Origin of the sequence: Bacillus sp. CR71, assembly GCF_003429245.1 — a bacterium.
Lineage (GTDB): Bacteria > Bacillota > Bacilli > Bacillales > Bacillaceae_G > Bacillus_A > Bacillus_A thuringiensis_S.
Window position 1 is genome coordinate 1,317,107 of sequence record NZ_CP031748.1, and the last position, 21,280, is coordinate 1,338,386.

Genomic DNA, 21,280 nt, shown 5'->3' on the forward strand with positions numbered 1-21,280 from the left:
TTGTCAACCTGTTAAAATATCTTCATTCGGATATTTTATTTTCCGGTTCTTTTTACGAGCAAATGAAAAAGCCAATGTTAAAGGACCCATTTTCCCAAAAAACATCATAAAGATAATAATAGCTTTTCCGATTATAGTTAAGTGGGGTGTTAAGTTCATACTGAGGCCAACAGTCCCAAATGCTGAAAATACTTCGAAAGCACTCATCAATAGAGGAACTCGCTCAGTAATACTCAAAATTAAAATAGCAAAAAAGATAAATGAAATGGAAATAATAGTAATAGTTAATGATTTGACAATGAGAGTATCTTTAATGGATTTTTTAAATACGACAATATCCTCTTGTTCTTGTAGAAATTTAAATACGCCAAAAAATATGATTAAAAATGTTGTTAACTTAATCCCACCACCCGTTGAAGCGCTACCAGCACCAATAAACATAAGGAGCATCATTAATAGGAGGGAAGGTTTTGACAATGTAGAAATATCAACTGTATTAAACCCGGCAGTTCGCGTCGAAATTGCTTGAAAATAAGAGGCTATTCCTTCTTCAAATGGGGTAAAACCTCTCATAGAAAGGGAGTTATGGAACTCGAATATAAAAATAAAAAGGGTAGCAATAATGTTGACGATTAGAGTAGAAGAAAGCATAAGTTTTGAATGTAGTGTAAGGTTTTTAAAGTTTTTCTTTCTTTTTATGTCTACGATTACTGTAAAACCTATTCCACCTAAAATGATGAGAGAGGAAATGACGAAATTGACAAGAATGCTATGAGAATGGGACATTAAATTATCGCTCCACACAGAAAAACCAGCATTGTTAAAGGCTGAGATTGAATGGAAAAAACTATAATAGATCCCTTTGGTAACCCCATATTTTGGTACCCACTCAAAAGAAAGAATTAAAGTAGCGATACATTCGACTGTAAAAGAGAATAAAAATAACGATTTGGCAAGACGGATGACGCCGCCGATATTCGTTTGATTTAATGCTTGTTGTAATAAAATACGGTTTTGAAGACCGATTTTTCTTCCGAGCATAATCGCAATTAAGACAGCAAAGCTCATAATGCCAAGCCCGCCAACTTGTATAAGCGCTAAAATGACACATTGTCCAAATAAAGTAAACATTTTTCCGGTATCTACAACACCAAGCCCAGTAACAGTACAAGCGGAAACGGTTGTAAATAAGGCATCGAGCCATGAAATGGACGTTGTCGTAGCAATGGGCAGTTTTAATAAGCATGTGCCGACAACTGATAATAGAAGAAAAGATAAAGTAAGAACGCGTGGAGGGCTCATGCTAATATTAATCCGTTTCATTTCACATATCGCTCCTTTCATTTTGCTTTGATTAGTATGTGAAAAAGCACTATTATGTATGTTGAAAATAGAAAGAGGCAGAGAATATCTGCCTCTAAGCCATATGTTATATTATTATCCACGTAATTGTTGTTGTGCTAAAGCAACAAGACGTTTTGTTACTTCACCGCCAACTGAACCGTTAGAACGAGATGCTGTATTAGACCCTAAGCTTACACCAAATTCTTGTGCAATCTCATATTTAAATTGTTCAAGCGCTTGCTCTGCACCTGGAACTAATAATTTGTTTGTTTTTACCATGTTGATACACATCCTTATGAGTAGTCCAGTTCAGCTAAGTTCTTATCTAAACTGGTAACGTTATTTTATGTGGAAATGACGTAGTCATACGCGGAAGTAATCGGTGCGATTAGAAGTTCTTGGATAGAAAAAAGAGTAGCAAATTTGCTACTCTTTTTTTAGTATTGTCGCCGTTCCTTCCACGACAATATCATCTGATTGATTATATATGTTTGTTTGCAACGTAATGATTTTTTTATCGTCACGCTTCTTAATAACCTCTGCCACAACACGAAGTGTATCACCGATTTTGACAGGGGCACGGAATGAAACATTTTGGGATAAATAAATCGTATTTTTGCCTGGGAGTTTCGTTCCAAGGATGGTAGAAATAAAACTCGAAACGAGCATACCGTGAGCAATACGTTCTTTAAACATTGTTGTTTTTGCAAAAGAATCTAAAATATGAATAGGATTCACATCTCCAGTCAATTTTGCAAAATTGATAACATCTTCATCCGTAATTGTTTTTGTAAGGGATGCTTGATCACCGACTTGAATCTCATCATAACGAAGCTCCGGAACAGTTTGTGCTTCTTGAAATGGATTCATTTTGTCCTCCTTCTTTTCCATATCGAAAAATGCTAGCCATCTTGATGTAGTAGGAGGAAGAAAGAGTTTTGTTTGTGCTGCAGTTAGCTCCCACATTTTTCTTACTTGATGGAAGTAAATAGATTTTTTGAATTTTCCTCGAACTTTTTTGCGAGTTCCAACTGTTTTGACTTGAACTCTTCCAAAAAACCCTCTAACTGTTTTTGAGCCTCTTCACGTTGTAATTGTTGTTGCTCAATAAATTGTTTTGTTGTTTCTTCAAATTGACCGCTTGTTTGTGTAAGGATTGACAAAGATGTTTTTGTAGGAGAAACAGTAAGTTGCTGCATATGAGCAGAAAGTTCCTTCCACTTGTCTTGCCACTCGTTAATTTGATCATTTAAGGAGTTTCCAGTTAATTGTTTCACGTAATCTGTATATTGGTTATTGAACTGAGCAGTGAGTTGTTGTAGTTCTTTTTCTAGTTCATCTACTCCTGATGTTAATTTATGCAAAGCGTCTTGTTGTTGTTTTAATGTTTCTAAAGTAAGTTGCTCTAATTGTTTCCCAGCTGAAGAGAAAAGGGAAAGTGATTGAGACCAGTTTTTCCAAAATGCATCGACTAATTCGTATGGTTTAGTTTCCATTGTTTGACCCCCAAATGTTTTTTTGCATATTGTGAACGCAGATTACTCTGCTGTACCACCAGGTGAAGATGAAGAATCCTTTTCATCCTTTTCTGGAGAAGTAGAAAATGGAAAGAATGCATTGGTGTATAACGTGAAAAACGTTCGCAACATATTTTGATAATGTTCAAAAGAAGTCGCACATGTTGTTAAATATTGCTCTCCATATTCAGTTAAAGAATAAATTCTTTTTGCCGGCCCTCCATCGCTTGTATCCCAAGTAGAAGAAATAAGGTTTTCTTTTTCTAATTTGCGTAGTGTTCTATAAACATTACCTTGGTCAACAGAAGAAAAGCCGATATCCATTAGCATTTGAATAAGTTTGTAACCATGAAGACTCCAGTCTTTTAGACAGAGAAGTAAGAAGGGAACTAAGAAGTTTTTTGGCATGGAGTTTGGTTGTTTCGCTTGGTTGTTCTCCAAACTTTCGCGTTGTTCTGGTTCATTTTGTAGCATGATTGTGCATCACCTCATGAATCAGTTAGATGGAATTTTTTGCTTATAAGTGCAATTTACACCTATCTGTTTTTAAAGTCAACACATTTGTTAGAAAATAGAAAAAAATAAAATATAGACTTGAAGTTTTATTCAGAATATTAGAAAATAGTGAATAGGTTGAATTGTTTCAAAAACGAAAAAGGGAGTGTAGGTAAAGTGATTGATCAAAAATTCGATCCACTACAAGCATGGAAAAATGCTTATGAACAAACCGAAACATTTTGGGGAAAAGCGCTCAATGAAACAATTAAAACAGAAGAATATTCTGCTTGGATGGGCAGCGTTCTAGATTTGAATTTGTTTTATCAAAAAGCATTAAATGATACGACAAAAAACTATTTAGAACAAGTAAATGTGCCGACGAAAGAGGATATCGCAAGAGTGGCTACGCTTGTTATTAACTTAGAAAATAAAGTAGATAACATTGAGGAGTTTCTAGAGGAGAAAGTAGATTCTTTAGGACAAGCTCCTACATTAAAGCGTGATGTGACGAAAGTGAAACAAGATATTCGTACGCTTGAAACAAAAGTAGATCAAATTTTAGAATTGCTAGAAAAGCAAAATGCAGTACTAGCTAAACTACAAGTACCTGTAAAAGAAGAGATAAAGCCTGCGAATAAGCCGGAAAATAAAAAATGATAAAAGCGCTTGTTTATAACAGGTAAAAGAGAGAGGGAGAATCTCTTTCACGTGTAAACGGCGAAACATAATTATATAGGGACTCTACAGTATGAGTACCAAAATGATTCATAACAATCGTTCACAAATTCATTTAAGGGGGAAAAGAAATGGTTCAATTAAATGGCAAAGTAGCAATCGTAACAGGTGGAGCAAAAGGGATTGGAAAAGCAATTACAGTAGCATTAGCACAAGAGGGAGCGAAAGTAGTTATTAACTATAATAGCAGTAAAGAAGCAGCTGAAAATTTAGTAAATGAACTAGGAAAAGATGGACATGACGTTTATGCAGTGCAAGCGGATGTTTCTAAAGTAGAAGATGCAAACCGACTTGTAGAAGAAGCTGTGAATCATTTTGGTAAAGTTGATATTCTTGTTAATAATGCTGGTATTACAAGAGATCGTACATTCAAAAAGTTAAATCGTGAAGATTGGGAGCGCGTAATTGACGTGAATTTAAGTAGCGTATTTAATACGACAAGCGCGGTTCTTCCATACATAACGGAAGCGGAAGAAGGAAGAATTATTAGCATTTCTTCTATTATTGGCCAAGCAGGTGGATTTGGCCAAACAAACTACTCAGCAGCAAAAGCGGGTATGTTAGGATTTACAAAATCATTAGCATTAGAACTTGCAAAAACAAATGTCACTGTAAATGCAATTTGCCCTGGATTTATTGATACTGAAATGGTAGCAGAAGTACCAGAAGAAGTACGTCAAAAAATCGTTGCAAAAATCCCGAAAAAACGTTTTGGTCAAGCTGATGAAATTGCAAAAGGTGTAGTATACCTATGCCGTGACGGTGCGTATATCACAGGTCAGCAATTAAACATTAACGGCGGATTATATATGTAATGAAGTAAGAAAAAAGTGCATATCCATAGCAGGAATGCACTTCTTTTTTTAGAAGGAAATCGACCAAAAAGGAGATAGGAAAATGACTACATTCGCAACAGAATGGGAAAAGCAATTAGAGCTATACCCAGAAGAGTACCGAAAAGCATACCGCCGAGTGAAAAGGGCGAGTGAAATTTTATTACGTGAACCAGAGCCGCAAGTAGGATTAACGCCGAAAGAGGTTATTTGGACGAAGAATAAGACGAAGCTTTATCGCTACATTCCAAAACAAGAAAAAACACAAAGAGTTCCAATTCTGTTAATATATGCTCTTATTAATAAACCATATATTATGGATTTAACTCCTGGAAATAGTTTAGTGGAATATCTAGTGGATCGTGGTTTTGATGTGTATATGCTTGATTGGGGCACATTTGGTTTAGAAGATAGTCATTTGAAATTTGATGATTTCGTGTTTGATTATATTGCAAAAGCAGTAAAAAAAGTAATGCGAACTGCAAAAGCGGACGAGATTTCTTTACTTGGTTATTGCATGGGTGGAACGCTAACTTCCATTTATGCAGCACTTCATCCGCACATGCCAATTCGTAATTTAATTTTCATGACAAGTCCTTTTGATTTCTCTGAAACAGGATTGTATGGTCCTTTATTAGATGAGAAATACTTCAATTTAGATAAAGCGGTTGATACATTTGGAAATATTCCGCCAGAAATGATTGATTTCGGAAACAAAATGTTAAAACCAATTACGAACTTTGTTGGTCCATATGTTGCTTTAGTAGATCGTTCAGAGAATGAGCGCTTCGTCGAAAGCTGGAGATTGGTTCAAAAGTGGGTTGGTGATGGTATTCCGTTCCCAGGTGAATCATACAGACAGTGGATTCGTGATTTTTATCAAAATAATAAACTGGTTAAGGGTGAACTTGTTATTCGCGGACAAAAGGTAGACCTTGCAAATATTAAGGCGAATGTCTTAAATATTTCCGGGAAACGTGATCATATCGCTTTGCCATGTCAAGTAGAAGCGTTACTAGACCATATTTCTAGCACAGATAAACAATATGTATGTTTACCGACAGGGCATATGTCTATTGTTTACGGTGGAACAGCTGTAAAACAAACATATCCGACGATTGGAAATTGGCTTGAAGAGCGTTCTAATTAAAAATAAAAAAATCCAACTAGCCTATGTTAGTTGGATTTTTTTATGGAAAATAACAAAACATAGAAAGGAGAAATTTATATTTTAGGAGTATGATTATGAAACTTATGACCGGTAAGTTGTTTTGGAATACAGGAGTTTCTGTACCTTGTTATCCACCGTTAGAAAGTGATATGATATGTGATGTACTTGTAGTCGGAAGTGGCGAAGCAGGTGCTCATATAGCGCATTCGTTAGCGAAAATTGGTATGAGTGTTACACTTATTGAAAAAAGAGCAATTGCGTGTGGTAGCACAGCTGCTAATACAGGTTTACTACAATTTCTTCATGATAAATCGTTAACTTCTCTTATTCATACATTTGGTAAAGAAAAAGGGGTACGAGCATATAAGCTTTGTTATGAAGCGCTAAGAACAATGGAAGAGGTTATACCGACTCTTGATATTGATCCCCATTTTATTCCGCGAAATAGTTTATATTATGCAAGTAAAAGTGAGGATGTCTCATTTTTACAAGAGGAATATAATACGTTACAGAATTATGGATTTCCAGTTGAATATTTTACAGAAGCTGATATTAAGAAACGTTATTCTTTTGCAAAACAAGCAGCGTTATATATGCAAGGTGATGCTGAGGTGAATCCGTATTTACTAGCGCATAGTTTTTTGCATAAAGCAAACCAAATGGGAGCTAATATATATGAACATACAGAGGCAATACATATAAAAAAACACCAAAATGATTTAATTTGTTACACGAAAACAGGAAATCAAATTGTAGCAAAGAATATTATTATGGCGACAGGTTATGAAGCGCTTTTTGGAAAGAAAGAAAAGAATACAACAGTAGAAACTTCTTATGCAATTGTAACAAATGAAATAAATCAGTTTGAAGGCTGGCATGAGCGATCGTTAATTTGGGAAACGGCACGGCCCTACTTATATTTTCGAACGTATCGAAACCGCATTATTGTAGGCGGATTAGATGAAGCGATACAAATTCAAACAATCGGTGATACGAAATTATTGCATAAGCGTGATATCCTTATTAATATTGTAAAAGAACTGTTCCCGCAGTATAAAAATATACAGGCAGACTACTATTGGGCAGCCGCATTTGGTGGTACTCATGATGGTCTCCCCATTTTAAAAGAAGACGAAAAGATACATAATTTGTTTTACGCATTGCCGTATGGAGGTAATGGAACTGTATATGGAATGGTCTTTGCCAAATTATTTGAGCAGTTATTTACAAATAAAGAAAGTAAAGATTTCTCTTTATTTAATCGATAGAAAAAAGGTAGCGAAGTGATGGAATGAGAGATATAAAAAAGTTTTTACAAAAATTACGTCCTGTACAACTCATCGTTTTGTTTTATTTATTAGCGGTAGTTGTATCGGTAATATTGCTTAGTTTCCCGTTTGTTACGAAGGCTGGTGTGAAATGGACATTTATAGATGCCCTCTTTACATCTGTTAGTGCGGTAAGTGTTACGGGACTGTCTGTTGTTACGATTTCAGATACATTTACTACGGCAGGAATTATTATGTTAGCCCTTATTTTACAATTAGGCGGCTTAGGGATTATGGCACTTGGTACGTTTGTTTGGATTATAACGGGGAAAAAAATCGGTTTGCAGAGAAGAAGACTCATTATGGCAGATCATAATCAAGGGAATTTATCAGGCCTTGTAGAATTGATGCGTTCTATTTTAATTGTAATTATTTCGATAGAACTTATTGGAGCAATACTATTAGGTACAAGATTTCTACTTTATTTTCCAACTTGGCAAGAAGCTTATTTCCACGGTTTCTTTGCCGCTGTTAGTGCAACTACGAACGGAGGATTTGATTTAACTGGACAATCACTAATTCCGTACAAAAAAGATTATATTGTGCAAATGATTCATATGTTGCTTATTATTTTAGGAGCGATTGGCTTCCCGGTGTTAATGGAAGTAAAACAATTCTTTAGTAAAAGGCGACAGCAACTATTCCGCTTTTCGTTATTTACAAAATTGACGACAACGACATTTTTTGCACTCGTTATCGTTGGAACAATTATGATTTTTCTACTAGAACGAAATCAGTTTTTAGCAGGAAAGTCATGGCATGAAACAGTTTTCTATACATTATTCCAATCTGTGACGACGCGAAGTGGTGGACTGGCTACAATGGATATACGTGAATTGTCACAACCGACGCTTTTATTTATGAGTATATTAATGTTTATAGGGGCATCTCCAAGTTCGGTTGGGGGCGGAATACGTACAACAACATTTGCTGTTAGTATATTGTCACTATACACCTTTGCAAGGGGCGGTAGAACAGTTAGAGTCTTCAAACGTCAGTTACATGAAGAGGATGTACTGAAAGCATCTGTCGTTATGACGATGGGGATTTTGTTATGTGCTACTGCGCTATTCGTTTTATCTATTACGGAAAATGTACCGCTTATGAGCTTAATTGTTGAGGTTTGTTCTGCTTTCGGAACGACAGGACTATCAACAGGTGTTACGCCTGATTTAACAACTATTGGGAAGCTTGTACTCATTGTGCTTATGTTTATCGGACGCGTTGGTATTTTAACATTTATTTTAGCTAGTGGTGGAAGGGAACAACCACCTCGCTATAAATACCCGAAAGAACGGATTATTATTGGATAGTATGAAACCATTCTACCTATGTTAGGTAGAATGGTTTTTTAGTCGTTAATGCCAAATTGTGGATGCATAAAAGCTTCATTTTTATTATCTGATTCGTTTTTTAGCAACTCTTGATTTTCTTCTGAAATCCACCCAATATCATTTGTAGGATGGATCCACTCATCACCAGCCATAATGGCAGGATCTACTTCATCACTCCAATTGTTAAGTGGACTGTTCTCGGAATTATATTTACTGTCTCCAATTACAACATCATATGGATTCACAAAAGGTTGTTGCATCGTTTTTCCTGTTCCTTTAAAAGATGGAAAATTCATTTGATGCGGGAGCGTTTCGTCTAAAATTGGTGATTGAATCTTTTCTTTTTTCTTCAAAATCATCGCTCCTTTTTATAATGATTTCTTCATACGTAGTATTTCCATCGAACGCCTCTTATGTACTTGTTAACACTTGCCAGTAATAATTATTTTAAATTGTTTCAAACTAGAGTAGAAAGTGATTTCTTGAGAGCAGGTGAATGTATTGGTAAAAAGAAAAGTAAAACAAAATGCGGCAATCAATAATAATAAAACTCCGAAAGAAAGCTTACCAGATGCAGAATTTGCATTAGAGTATGAAGGAGAAAATAGCGCAAAGTATGCTAATCGTAATTCAAAAAAAGGGAAACAAAAATGAGGCGTTTTTACAAACGCCTCATTTTTTTGTGGGATTATAAAGGTTTTTTTAATTATTTGTAAATTTAGTGTTTTCTATTAGCAGAAAAATGCGAAAAAACATAGAAGTAGCAACGTATTACACAAAAACAAACAACAAACAAAAGATTAATGTTGGTTTAATACTGCTTTTACACTAGTTGTTTATATTTGAGTTGTACATAAGATTTGTAAAAGGAGAGAGAAACAGTGAAAAAAACAATCTTTAAAGCTGTAGCGACTGGAATGGTATTTTCGTTATTAATGGGGTGTGGTGCAAAGAAGGAAGAAAGTGCTGGAGCGAAAGTGAAAGATGAAAAATTATCTGGATCATTAACTGTTTACACAGCAATTGAAGAAGAGCTTGTACCAATTTATCTTGATTCCTTTAAAAAGAAATATCCTGATGTGAAATTAAACATTGTACGTGATTCAACAGGAGTTATTACTGCGAAATTGCTAGCTGAAGGGAAAAATACACAAGCAGATGTTGTATGGGGAACTGCGGCATCAAGTCTATTAGCTTTAGATAAAAAAGATATGTTAAAAGGATACTCTCCAAAAGGAACAGATCGTGTTCTTCCGCAATTTAAAGATGATAAGCAACCTGAAAAATGGGTAGGAAATACTGCATTTATGACGGGGATTGCTGTAAATAAAGAAGAATTAAAGAAGAAAAATTTACCGATGCCAGAATCATATGAAGATTTAACGAAACCAGAGTATAAAGGAACACTTGTTATGCCACATCCAGCATCATCTGGAACAGGGTTTTTAACAGTTTCTGCATGGCTACAAATCATGGGTGAAGATAAAGGCTGGGATTACATGAAGAAACTTCATGATAATATGGCAAGTTATACGCATTCAGGATCAAAACCAGCAAAATTAGCAGGAGCAGGTGAATATCCAGTCGGTGTATCAATGGTTTATAGTGCTTTAAAAGAAAAACAAAAAGGTGCCCCAGTTGAAGTTGTACTGCCGAAAGAAGGATTAGGATGGGAAGTAGAAGCGAACGCACTTATTAAGAAAGATAATGCGAAAAATGATAAATTAGCGCAAGCATTTTTAGATTGGGCAATTACTGATGATGTAATGAAGTTATACTTTGAGAAAAATGGATTTGCGACAATTAAAAATGACTATAAACTTCCAGAGGGATTCCCGAAAGATGTTACTGAAAAATTATATAAAAAGAATGACTTTAAATGGGCAGCAGAAAATCGTGACAAAATTTTAGAAAAATGGGAAAAAGAGTTTGGCCAAAAAGCAGAACCGAAAAAGTAAGTGAGTGGGAGAGAGAAAAATGAGCGAATATTTATCAATTCAACACATTCAAAAACAGTTTGATGCATTTACAGCGTTAAAAGATATTTCTTTTACTGTGAACAAAAATGAGTTTGTTTGTTTATTAGGCCCAAGTGGTTGTGGGAAAACGACGTTGCTTCGCATTTTAGCGGGACTAGAGGAACCAACGACTGGCAGTATAGCTGTGAATGGAAAAGATATTACAGCATTGCCTCCTGGAAAGAGAAACTTCGGAATGGTTTTCCAATCGTATGCTTTATTTCCGAATTTAACAGCACTTGAAAATATTGAATACGGCTTAAAGACAAAAAAATATGGGAAAGCAGAAGTGAAAGAGAAAGCGCTAGATGCGTTAAAACTTGTAGATTTGCTGAATGTAAAAGATAAATATCCTGCTCAAATGTCTGGTGGACAACAGCAGCGAGTAGCACTTGCACGTGCGCTCGCTCTGTCTCCAGATATTTTGTTACTCGATGAGCCGTTATCAGCTTTAGATGCAAAAGTGCGTGAAAAATTACGTAGAGAAATGCGTGATTTGCAAGAGGAAATAGGAATAACGACGATTATGGTAACGCATGATCAAGAAGAGGCATTAACGATGGCTGATAAAATTGTTGTAATGAATCATGCGGAAATTATGCAGATTGGAACACCAGAGGAGATTTATCAAAGACCAGCCAATCCGTTTGTGGCAGATTTTATTGGTTCTATTAATTTCTTTTCGAAAAATAACGAAGAACATGCAATTCGTCCTGAACATGTAACAATTGTACAAAAGGAAGGTATTAAAACAGTTGTGGAAAGTATGGAATTTCGCGGATCCGTATATCGGACGGAAGTGCGAGTCATAGAAGAAAACACACACCTTTATAATGAGAAAATTGTAGTGGATATATTAGCATCAGAAGTAGAAGCAACCGCTATTAGAAAAGGAAAGCCGATTCAAATCTCTTTCTCAGAAAATCATATGTTGTCATATGGAAAGAAGGTCATTGTATAGATGGAGATGTTAGAAAACTATAAGGTAGAAAGTACGAAAAAAAAGATTAAGAGAAGTATTGGGAAAGAGGAATGGATCCAAAGGCTCGTAATTATCGGTATGATCCTTTCCTTCCTTATCATACTTGTATTGCCGCTATTACAAATATTTACACAAGCTTTTTATAATAAAGATGGAGTTTTCATTGGTTTAGTGAATTTCAGTAAATATTTCACAACACCAACTTTAGTTCAGTCTTTACAAAATACAGTATGGATTTCGGGCGCAACAACAATTATTTCAGTTGCAATCGCATTCGTTTACGCATATGCAATTGCCCGTACGAATGTTTTTGGAAAGCGTGTATTTCAGTATGTAGCGTTATTACCATTGTTCGCACCAACGATGATGCACGGTATAGCACTTACATATTTATTTGGTAATCAAGGGCTAGTAACGAAAGGGATGTTTGGGTTATTTGAAGGTATACAAATCCCTTTATATGGACCAGTAGGAATTGTAATAGCTGAAGTTATGTATACATTTCCGCAAGCATTTCTTATATTGCTAATTGCCTTTCAAGGATCTGATTATCGATTATATGAAGCTTCTAATATGTTAGGGGCGAGTAAAACAAAGCAATTTTTCACGGTTACTTTACCTAGTGTAAAGTACGGATTAATTAGTGCAATGTTTGTTGTGTTTACACTTAGTTTTACTGATTTTGGGGCACCAAAAATTGTTGGTGGGCAATATAATGTGCTTGCTACTGACGTATACAAACAAGTAATTGGACAGCAAAATATGCCGATGGGTGCAACTGTCGGAATGATTTTATTAATCCCAGCTATATTCGCATTTGTAGTTGATCGTATTACGCAAAGAAAGCAGGCGAATTTCTTATCTTCAAAAGCAGTACCATACAGAATAATAGCTAATAAGAAAAGAGATGTAATCTCATTCATATATTGTAGTGTAATTACACTTATGATCATTCTATTATTTGTTGCAGTTGGTATTGCTGCAAGTGTGAAAGTATGGCCATATAATATGAGTTTTACATTTGAGCATTTTAATTTTTCGAGTTTAACAGGAGATGGACTTGAAGCATTTAAAAATAGCGTAATTGTTTCAGCAGTTACAGCAGTTATTGGGGCGATTTTAACATTTGTATTCGCATATGCAATTGAGAAAATAGACCAGCTACAATTTTTTAGAAAAACAGGTTACTTTTTCTCTATAGTGCCGTTAGCGATACCAGGTTTAGTACTCGGATTAGGATATGTCTTTTTCTTTAGTCAACCAACGATTCAAATTCTGGGACTATCAGTAACGAATCCGTTTCATTCTTTATACGGAACAATCGCTGTGTTAGTACTAGTAAATATCATTCATTTTTATTCTGTAACATTTGTCACGGCAACGACTGCCTTAAAGAAATTAGACCGAGAGTTTGAGCTTGTTTCGCAGTCAATGGGTATTCCGTTTTATAAAACATTCTTTAGAGTAACAGTACCAATGTGTTTACCAGCAATTTTAGAAATGGTGATGTACTACTTCGTAAATTCGATGGTAACTGTGTCAGCAGTTGTATTCTTATATGCAGCTGATTTTAAACTAGCTGCCGTATCAATCGTAAATATGGATGATGCAGGAAATGTAGCGCCAGCAGCTGCAATGAGTGTACTTATTGTTATTACAAATATTGTAGTGAGAGTTGTATATGAATGGGGAACGAAAGCACTTCGTAACCGAACTTCGCAATGGCAAAAAAGATAAATAAGAAGGGTGATGGACAGAATGAAAATTGAAGCAGTTATTTTTGATTGGGCAGGTACGACAGTTGATTACGGATGTTTTGCACCACTAGAAGTATTCATGAAGATTTTTCATAAACGCGGCGTTGAAATTACAGTAGAAGAAGCACGTAAGCCAATGGGATTATTAAAAATAGATCATGTAAGGGCACTAACAGAAATGCCTCGTATTGCGGATGAGTGGAAGCGTGTCTTCGGTCAATTACCAACAGAAGTAGACATTCATGAGATGTATGAAGAGTTTGAAGAAATTCTCTTTTCTATTTTGCCAAGTTATGCTACGCCGATTGAGGGGGTAAAAGAAGTAATCGCTTCTTTACGTGAGAGAGGCATTAAAATCGGTTCAACAACTGGTTATACGAGAGAAATGATGGATATTGTTGCAAAGGAAGCAGCGTTACAAGGATATAAACCTGATTTTCTTGTTACGCCAGATGATGTTCCAGCAGGCCGTCCATATCCATGGATGTGCTATAAAAATGCAATGGAACTTGATGTGTATCCGATGAATCATATGATAAAAGTAGGGGACACAGTATCAGATATGAAAGAAGGTAGAAATGCTGGAATGTGGACAGTTGGCGTAATTCTTGGAAGTAGTGAGCTCGGTTTAACGGAAGAGGAAGTGGAGAGTATGGATTCGGTAGAGCTTCGTGAAAAAATAGAAGTAGTTCGTAATCGGTTTGTTGAAAATGGGGCTCATTTTACGATTGAAACGATGCAGGAGCTCGAAAATATAATAGAACATATCGAGAAACAAGAACTAATTATTTCATAAAAGGGGCACTGGATCATGAATGAAAATCACTATTTATTATTAACACCAGGACCATTAACGACAACAAAATCAGTAAAAGAAGTTATGCTATACGATTGGTGTACGTGGGATGTTGAATATAATACGATGGTGCAAGAAGTAAGAGCTAAACTTGTATCGTTAGCGACGAAGGAAGAAGAGAAATATACAACAGTGTTAATGCAAGGAAGCGGTACGTTTTCAGTTGAAGCAGTAATTGGTTCTGTTATTCCGGCAAATGGGAAGCTTCTCGTTTGTACAAATGGTGCGTACGGTAAGCGCATCGTGCAAATGGCAGAGAGGTTACAGATTGATGTAGTGGTCAGTCAAACAGAAGAGTGGGAACCTACTAATATTGTAGAAGTAGAAAAGTTATTGCAAGAAGATAAAGAGATTACGCATATTGCAGTTGTTCATTGTGAAACAACGACAGGTATTATAAATCCAATTGTAGATGTATGTAAATTAGGAAAGCAGTATGGAAAGGTTACAATTGTTGATGCGATGAGTAGTTTCGGCGGGATTGAAATAGACATTGCTGATTTACAAATTGATTTTTTAATTAGTAGTGCAAATAAGTGTATTCAAGGGGTTCCTGGATTCGGATTTGTAATCGCAAAACGTGATGAATTATTGAAGTGTAAAGGAAAAGGACGTTCTTTATCTCTTGATTTATATGATCAATGGGAAACGATGGAAAAACAAAATGGGAAATGGCGTTTTACTTCACCTACACATGTTGTACATGCTTTTTATCAAGCACTACTTGAACTAGAAAAAGAGGGGGGAGTGAGAGCGCGTTACAATCGATATTACAACAATCAAAAACTACTAGTGAATAGAATGGGAGAAATCGGATTTAAGCCACTAGTAGATGAGAAATATCAATCTCCTATTATTACATCTTTCATTTATCCAAAAGAGGGGTTCGAGTTTCAACAGTTATATAACGAATTAAAGCGTTATGGATTTGTTATTTACCCTGGAAAAATTTCGAAAGTAGATACGTTTCGCATTGGAAATATCGGTGATGTACATGAAGAAGATATTAATCGCTTAGTTGATAGTATTGCTAAAGGAGCTGTTATTGGATGAAAGTATTTTGCTTAGGTGGAGCAGGTAAAATTTGTCGTGAAGCTATTTTGGATTTAGTTCAATTTTCATCTTTTGAGACGATTACAGTAGCTGATTTTAACGAGGAAGAGGGCCGTAAAGTAGTAGAATGGCTCAACGATCCTCGTGTTGATTTTGTAAAAGTAGATGTAACGAATCACGAGGATACGGTTGCAAAAATGATTGGTTATGACATTGTAATGGACGGTACGACGATAAAGCTAAACGGATTGTCGACCCGCTGTATTGCAGAAGCAGGGTGTCACGGTGTGAACTTAAATGGATTTGGTGAAGAAAATGAATCGCATGCTATATTTGTTCAAAACGAAAAAACATGTTTACCTGGATTTGGCATGACGCCAGGTGTAACGCAAATGATGGCAATGCATGCAGCAAATCAACTGGATACTGTAGATACGATCCGCGTAAGTCACGGTTCGTATCGTCCGATTGCTTTTTCTGCATCAATTACAGAGACAACGACATATGAATATGATCCACATTTACCATCGCGTACAGTGTATGAAGATGGTGAATTTAAGCAAGTACTTCCGTTTGCGCGTCCAAGAGAAATAGAATTGCCAGCGCCTTATGGTAAGACAACGCAGTATATAATCCCGCATTCTGAAACAATTACGTTAGCAAAGGCACTAGAAAATAAAGGTATCAAACTGATAGAGACGAGAGGAACTTGGCCAAAGCAAAATATGCAACTTGTACATGCTTTATATGATTACGGCATATTGCGTAATGATCAGATTGAAATAAATGGGAAAGAAATTGGTATTATGGATTGTATTTCGCAGTATTTATTACAATCGAAAGAAGGACAAGAAACAGAGGTTTATGGTTATGCACTTCATGTAGAAGTAATAGGTATGAAAAATAATGAGAAGCAAAGACATGTATTATATCATACACATCCGTTATCTGATGGCTCTGTTGTAGGATGGGAAAAATTAAGAGCTTATACGAGAAACGTAGGTATTCCATTTGGGATTGCTGCAGAGTTAATTGCAAATGGAAATGTAAATAGGGTGGGTGTTGTTACGCCTGAAGAAGCTTTTGAAAATCCACAATTGATTTTTGATGAGCTAGCAAAGCGCGGTATTCATATTCATGAAAAAGTTTCTGCTTATAAAGAAAATTACAACCTTGTATAAATAAGGAAGTTTATGAGGGAGATATAAATGAGGTGAAGCTATGTCTGTAGTAGGAGAAGAAAGAAAGCGAACCATTCTTGAAAAGGTAGAATTTAAAGGGAAAGTAAAGGTTTCAGAATTAGCTAGAGAATTTGCTGTATCAACAGAAACGATTCGTCGATATTTAGAAGAATTAGATCGTGAAAAGAAGTTGAAAAAAGTGTATGGTGGAGCTGTTCAACTTCCAGGCGCTGGGGTAGAGGCACCAATGTTAGAAAGAGAAATGCTACACATAGAAGAGAAGAAAAGAATTGGTTATAAAGCAGCGACATTTGTAGAAGATGGTGATGTCATTGCAATTGATGATGGAAGTACACCGCTTCAAATGGTTCCATACCTTGTTCATCGTAAAAACTTAACGATTGTAACAAGTTCATTTCCAGTCGCAACACAATTAATTTCTTCTATTAATAAAAAGATGTTTCACGGTGAAGTTTTATTTATAGGTGGAAAAGTATCTCCAAAGCATTCGCGTGTATCAGGGTCTATTTCTCAGCAAGTAATACAGCAATTCCATTTTCATAAAGCGTTCGTTTCGATTGATGGGCTATTACCTAGTTTTGGAGTTTCCAGCTTTGAATTAGAGAAAGCGAAATTGTCAGAGGCGATGATGAAATTAGCTGAGAAAACATATATTTTATGTGATCATACGAAGGTAGGCGTGAAAGGGAATTATCGTATAGCAGCATTTTCACGTATTCAACATGTAATTTGTGATAAAAAAATGCCATATAGTTTTGAAGAAGAACTTATGAAGCATAATATTCAGTGGACAGTTTGTTAAATACAGTGAAAGTACCTAAACTCCCGCCTAATTTTTAGGAGGGAGTTTTATTGTCTGTAAATCGTAAAATAAAAGATTTGCATTTATGCAAAAAGTGGACACATTTTCTCATCTCTTTCATATAATTTACCAATACAAAAAAAGTTGGTCGAAGGAAAGAAGGGAGAACATGTCAGAACGAATATATAATAAACTTGTATTGTACGCGAATATTTTGCAAAAAATCGGTGTCATCAATGAGAAGGAAAAAAGTGAAATTCTTCATACGATAGGTAAAAAAGCCCTTTGAATAAAGGGCTTTTTATTATTTATCTTTAAAAATATAAATTTAATGTAATATTCTCATTGACAATGATAATGAGATTCATTATCATTTATTTGTGGATAATTGATAAGTATTATCAATTATAAAAATTATATATGATAGGGGATATTATTTTGAAAAAAAATTATATGAAGGCGCTAGTAGTAGCGACAACATTAGCAATTCCATTTGCTACGTACTCTACTCCAGCATTAGCAGCACTAAAAGTTGAAGCAAATCAATCGGTAGCAGCAGCGAGTGATCGCACGTATGATACTGAGATTAAAATATATAAGGATCAAAAAGACGAGCCATCTATGGTTTCTCAATATATAAAAGATCCTAAAGTAACAATTGCAGCTGGCAAAAAAATTGTCACTGTAACAATGCAAGATAGCGATTATTTTCAATATCTTAGAATAGAAGATAGAAACCAGCCTGGTGTATTTCATGATGTGAAAGTTTTGTCAGAAGATAAGAGGAAGAATGGAACGAAAGTAGTTCAATTTGAAATTGGCGAGTTTGAGAAGAAGCACAATATGCAAATGCATATACTTATTCCAGCTATTGGATATGATCACAAATATCAAGTTCAATTTGAAATTAAAGATCCAACTGTAGGTAACAAAGAAACAGAGAAACCAGATAATAACTCTAATTCAGGCAATACGGAAACGGATAATCCAGTTGATAATCAAAACATGATAACAGATAACAAATTAAGAGAACTTGTTAATAAAAAAGTATTTAATAGAAAAGATTTAAATACACCAATTACGAAAGAAGAGTTATTACAAGTAAAGGATTTGTTTTTAAATACAAACGAGATACTTGATTATAGTGCATTAAAATATATGCCAAATTTAAAATCTTTAACAGTTGCGAATGCAAAGATAAAAGATCCGTCGTTCTTTGCGAACCTAAAGCAATTAAATCATTTAGCTTTGCGTGGTAATGAGTTTTCAGATGTAACGCCACTTGTTAAGATGAATAATTTAGAGTCTCTTGATTTAAGTAATAATAAAATTACAAATGTTGCACCACTAACTGAAATGAAAAATGTAAAAACTTTATATCTATCAGGCAACCAAATAGAAGATGTAACAGCATTAGCGAAAATGGAACAACTAGATTACTTGAATTTAGCAAATAATAAAATTAAGAACGTTGCTCCATTAAGTGCTTTAAAAAATGTAACATACTTAACTTTAGCAGGTAATCAAATTGAAGATATTAAACCGTTATATTCATTACCTTTAAAAGATTTAGTATTAACGCGTAATAATGTTAAAGATTTATCGGGTATTGATCAAATGAATCAATTAAATAAATTATTTGTCGGGAAAAATCAAATTAAAGATGTGACACCACTTGCTAAAATGACTCAGCTTACAGAATTAGATTTACCCAATAATGAATTAAAAGATATTACTCCATTATCAAGTCTAGTAAACTTACAAAAGCTTGATTTAGAAGCGAATTATATTACAGACTTATCACCAGTGAGCAATTTGAAAAAATTAGTATTTCTAAGTTTTGTTGCAAATGAAATCCGTGATGTCCGACCAGTTATAGAACTAAGTAAGACGGCTTATATCAATGTCCAAAACCAAAAAGTATTTTTAGAGGAAACAGAAGTAAATAAAGAAGTAAAAGTACCTATATATGAAAAAGATGGTGAGATTTCTACGAAAATTCGTCTGAAGAGCGATAACGGTACGTATAGTAATGGTGTAGTGAAATGGAGTACACCAGGTGAGAAAGTATATGAATTTGGTGTGAAAGATCCATTTGCGGATACAGGAATCTTCTTTACAGGGTCTGTTATTCAAAATGTAGTAGAAAGTAAAGACGGTAATACATCTAAAGAAGATGAGAAAACAGAAGTGGTAGAATTTAAAGATGTACCAAAGGGACATTGGTCAGAAGAAGCAATTAATTACTTAGCGAAAGAAAAGTTATTTATAGGCTATGGAAATGGTGAATTTGGATTTGGTGATAACATTACTCGTGGACAAGTAGCTCTTCTAATACAAAGGTATTTAAAATTAGAAAATAATCTAGAACCAAAAACGGCATTTACAGATACGAAAGGAAATATGTATGAAACGGCTATTGATGCAGTGGTTCAAGCTGGTATTATGACAGGGTATGGAAATGATATATTCCGTCCAGATGGAGTATTAACTCGATATGAAATGTCAGTAGTACTACAAAGAGTATTTCAGTTAAAAGAAAATGAAAATAGTGCAGAGAATTTCAAAGATATACCAAATGGCCATTGGGCGAAAGGATATGTGAAAGCTCTAGTAGATAATAAAATATCAAAAGGTGACGGGGAAGGGAATTTTTTAGGAGATAATTTCGTAACACGTGAACAATATGCACAGTTTTTGTATAATGCAATAAAGAAATAAAGTGAAACTTTAATCAGTGGGGGTTTTGTTTATCCCCCACTGATTATTAGCCCTCACCAATCGGGCTTTTACGGGCAGAGCCCGATCCCCGCCTAACTTCTTTGCTTTCGCTGCATTTTGAGGTGGGGGTCTTACTGCCTAGCAAATAGCGGGATAAAAAGTGAGGAAAATGCACTATTCTTTAATTAAAGAATAGTGCATTTTTTTATGTACAAAATGAAATAGGCAATAGATAGGAGTATAGACATATGAATAGCCTATTTTAAAGAAGAACCGCGAAACTATATTGACAAAAAAGCATTCTCATGTGATAATTCAATTAAATTTTTAGAATAATCAAAAAATATTCCTTTTACATAGAAAGGATTCGAACCTTATATGAATATTATGCCGGGGGTGACGAAATGTTATTTTTTCTGAAGAAATGGAATGAATTAAAAGATGTGAAATCTGAATTGGCACTTCGTGATTGGTTTTATGGTACCAAAATTAGTTTGTCGCTATGTACGTCAAAAGAGCCGTTAACATTTTTAGTAAATGTTGAGGGAAGAGATAAAGGGCTATTTTCGGAAGAAGATTTTATTGTCGTAAATTGCATGTGCGAGTCAGTATTTGAAAATGAAGAAAAACCAGCTGCAGAGTCATTTATGCATGCGGATATTTATAAAAAAAGTAGTGCAGGATGTATTTTACAAGTGCAGACTGTAGATAGTCATTTAATATCAGAGTTATATGGAGAAGAAGGAGAAGTAACGTTCGATAAACGCAGTGTGGAACGTGTTTTCGGAAAAGAAGGTATAACAGAAATGACCATTCCAATTGTAGAAGATGAAAAAAAATTCGCTGATTTATTAGAAAGCAATGTTCCGAATTTCATTGAAGGTGGAGGAGTAGTTCTTGTTCATAATTACGGCATGATTGTGTGGGGAAAAACGCCAGAAGAAGCGAAAAAATGGCTAGAGGGTATAGAATATTTAATGAACTATCATGTGAAATTATTAATGATTAAGGGCGCAAGAAGCTCTGTTATATAAAAATGAATGTGATATGGCCACAAGTTAATAAATAAATGAAAGCGTTTTAAAAATAATTTCACTCATAAAATATAGGTCTCCTTATTATATATAGA

General features: G+C 34.9%; 21 protein-coding genes. 15 read left to right on the plus strand and 6 right to left on the minus strand.

The window, feature by feature from the left end:
- Nucleotides 1–3: 3 nt before the first annotated feature.
- The 5 genes from DOS87_RS06785 to phaQ form a co-directional block, all read right to left on the minus strand.
- The gene (locus DOS87_RS06785) at nt 4–1,323 is read right to left on the minus strand and encodes a TrkH family potassium uptake protein (protein ID WP_000822358.1); all 1,320 of its coding nucleotides are present in this window, start codon (nt 1,321–1,323) and stop codon (nt 4–6) included.
- 114 nt (nt 1,324–1,437) lie between these two features.
- Nucleotides 1,438–1,623 (minus strand): alpha/beta-type small acid-soluble spore protein, encoded by a 186-nt coding sequence (locus tag DOS87_RS06790; RefSeq protein WP_000241212.1) that lies wholly within the window; start codon nt 1,621–1,623, stop codon nt 1,438–1,440.
- 147 nt (nt 1,624–1,770) lie between these two features.
- Entirely contained in the window at nt 1,771–2,214 is a 444-nt protein-coding gene (locus tag DOS87_RS06795) for a MaoC family dehydratase (protein ID WP_001067916.1), read from the minus strand.
- A gap of 101 nt (nt 2,215–2,315) precedes the next feature.
- Nucleotides 2,316–2,840: a polyhydroxyalkanoic acid inclusion protein PhaP gene (phaP, locus tag DOS87_RS06800; protein ID WP_000448596.1), complete on the minus strand. Its 525-nt coding sequence runs from the start codon at nt 2,838–2,840 to the stop codon at nt 2,316–2,318.
- Nucleotides 2,841–2,882: 42 nt separating this feature from the next.
- The gene (gene phaQ, locus DOS87_RS06805) at nt 2,883–3,335 is read right to left on the minus strand and encodes a poly-beta-hydroxybutyrate-responsive repressor (protein WP_000939954.1); all 453 of its coding nucleotides are present in this window, start codon (nt 3,333–3,335) and stop codon (nt 2,883–2,885) included.
- Nucleotides 3,336–3,533: 198 nt separating this feature from the next.
- Here phaQ and phaR point away from each other — a divergent pair, with 198 nt between their 5' ends.
- The 5 genes from phaR (at nt 3,534) to DOS87_RS06830 (ending at nt 8,739) form a co-directional block, all read left to right on the plus strand.
- The gene (phaR, locus tag DOS87_RS06810) at nt 3,534–4,016 is read left to right on the plus strand and encodes a polyhydroxyalkanoic acid synthase subunit PhaR (protein WP_000566941.1); all 483 of its coding nucleotides are present in this window, start codon (nt 3,534–3,536) and stop codon (nt 4,014–4,016) included.
- A gap of 149 nt (nt 4,017–4,165) precedes the next feature.
- The gene (locus DOS87_RS06815; protein WP_000250407.1) at nt 4,166–4,909 is read left to right on the plus strand and encodes an acetoacetyl-CoA reductase; all 744 of its coding nucleotides are present in this window, start codon (nt 4,166–4,168) and stop codon (nt 4,907–4,909) included.
- A gap of 82 nt (nt 4,910–4,991) precedes the next feature.
- Entirely contained in the window at nt 4,992–6,077 is a 1,086-nt protein-coding gene (gene phaC, locus DOS87_RS06820) for a class III poly(R)-hydroxyalkanoic acid synthase subunit PhaC (RefSeq protein WP_000206331.1), read from the plus strand.
- A gap of 95 nt (nt 6,078–6,172) precedes the next feature.
- Nucleotides 6,173–7,366 (plus strand): NAD(P)/FAD-dependent oxidoreductase, encoded by a 1,194-nt coding sequence (locus DOS87_RS06825; protein ID WP_000772567.1) that lies wholly within the window; start codon nt 6,173–6,175, stop codon nt 7,364–7,366.
- A 23-nt stretch (nt 7,367–7,389) separates the two neighbouring features.
- Entirely contained in the window at nt 7,390–8,739 is a 1,350-nt protein-coding gene (locus DOS87_RS06830; RefSeq protein ID WP_001204689.1) for a TrkH family potassium uptake protein, read from the plus strand.
- Between the two features lie 38 nt (nt 8,740–8,777).
- Here the strand turns inward: DOS87_RS06830 and DOS87_RS06835 are convergent, their stop codons facing one another.
- The gene (locus DOS87_RS06835) at nt 8,778–9,113 is read right to left on the minus strand and encodes a DUF3905 domain-containing protein (protein WP_000726020.1); all 336 of its coding nucleotides are present in this window, start codon (nt 9,111–9,113) and stop codon (nt 8,778–8,780) included.
- Nucleotides 9,114–9,261: 148 nt separating this feature from the next.
- Here DOS87_RS06835 and DOS87_RS06840 point away from each other — a divergent pair, with 148 nt between their 5' ends.
- The 10 genes from DOS87_RS06840 (at nt 9,262) to DOS87_RS06885 (ending at nt 21,185) form a co-directional block, all read left to right on the plus strand.
- Nucleotides 9,262–9,414 carry a hypothetical protein gene (locus tag DOS87_RS06840; protein ID WP_000240799.1) on the plus strand — a complete coding sequence of 51 codons (153 nt, stop codon included), beginning with the start codon at nt 9,262–9,264 and terminating at the stop codon, nt 9,412–9,414.
- 227 nt (nt 9,415–9,641) lie between these two features.
- On the plus strand, nt 9,642–10,718 hold the full coding sequence (locus tag DOS87_RS06845; protein WP_000750915.1) for a putative 2-aminoethylphosphonate ABC transporter substrate-binding protein: 1,077 nt from the start codon (nt 9,642–9,644) through the stop codon (nt 10,716–10,718).
- Nucleotides 10,719–10,737: 19 nt separating this feature from the next.
- Nucleotides 10,738–11,739, plus strand: a complete 1,002-nt coding sequence (locus DOS87_RS06850) for a putative 2-aminoethylphosphonate ABC transporter ATP-binding protein (protein WP_000006195.1) — start codon at nt 10,738–10,740, stop codon at nt 11,737–11,739.
- Nucleotides 11,740–13,497, plus strand: coding sequence for a putative 2-aminoethylphosphonate ABC transporter permease subunit (locus DOS87_RS06855; protein WP_140153116.1), 1,758 nt, complete (start codon nt 11,740–11,742; stop codon nt 13,495–13,497).
- A 21-nt stretch (nt 13,498–13,518) separates the two neighbouring features.
- On the plus strand, nt 13,519–14,313 hold the full coding sequence (phnX, locus tag DOS87_RS06860; RefSeq protein WP_000687386.1) for a phosphonoacetaldehyde hydrolase: 795 nt from the start codon (nt 13,519–13,521) through the stop codon (nt 14,311–14,313).
- Nucleotides 14,314–14,328: 15 nt separating this feature from the next.
- Entirely contained in the window at nt 14,329–15,426 is a 1,098-nt protein-coding gene (gene phnW, locus DOS87_RS06865; RefSeq protein WP_086402377.1) for a 2-aminoethylphosphonate--pyruvate transaminase, read from the plus strand.
- A complete protein-coding gene (locus tag DOS87_RS06870) occupies nt 15,423–16,607 on the plus strand; it encodes a saccharopine dehydrogenase family protein (protein WP_000862157.1) in 1,185 nt (394 codons plus the stop codon). The genes phnW and DOS87_RS06870 overlap by 4 nt, the downstream gene beginning before the upstream one ends.
- A gap of 40 nt (nt 16,608–16,647) precedes the next feature.
- Nucleotides 16,648–17,430, plus strand: a complete 783-nt coding sequence (locus tag DOS87_RS06875; protein WP_000117666.1) for a DeoR/GlpR family DNA-binding transcription regulator — start codon at nt 16,648–16,650, stop codon at nt 17,428–17,430.
- A 438-nt stretch (nt 17,431–17,868) separates the two neighbouring features.
- Nucleotides 17,869–20,151, plus strand: coding sequence for an NEAT domain-containing leucine-rich repeat protein (locus DOS87_RS06880; protein ID WP_103577946.1), 2,283 nt, complete (start codon nt 17,869–17,871; stop codon nt 20,149–20,151).
- 404 nt (nt 20,152–20,555) lie between these two features.
- On the plus strand, nt 20,556–21,185 hold the full coding sequence (locus DOS87_RS06885; protein ID WP_000896006.1) for a class II aldolase/adducin family protein: 630 nt from the start codon (nt 20,556–20,558) through the stop codon (nt 21,183–21,185).
- The last annotated feature ends 95 nt before the right edge of the window (nt 21,186–21,280 follow it).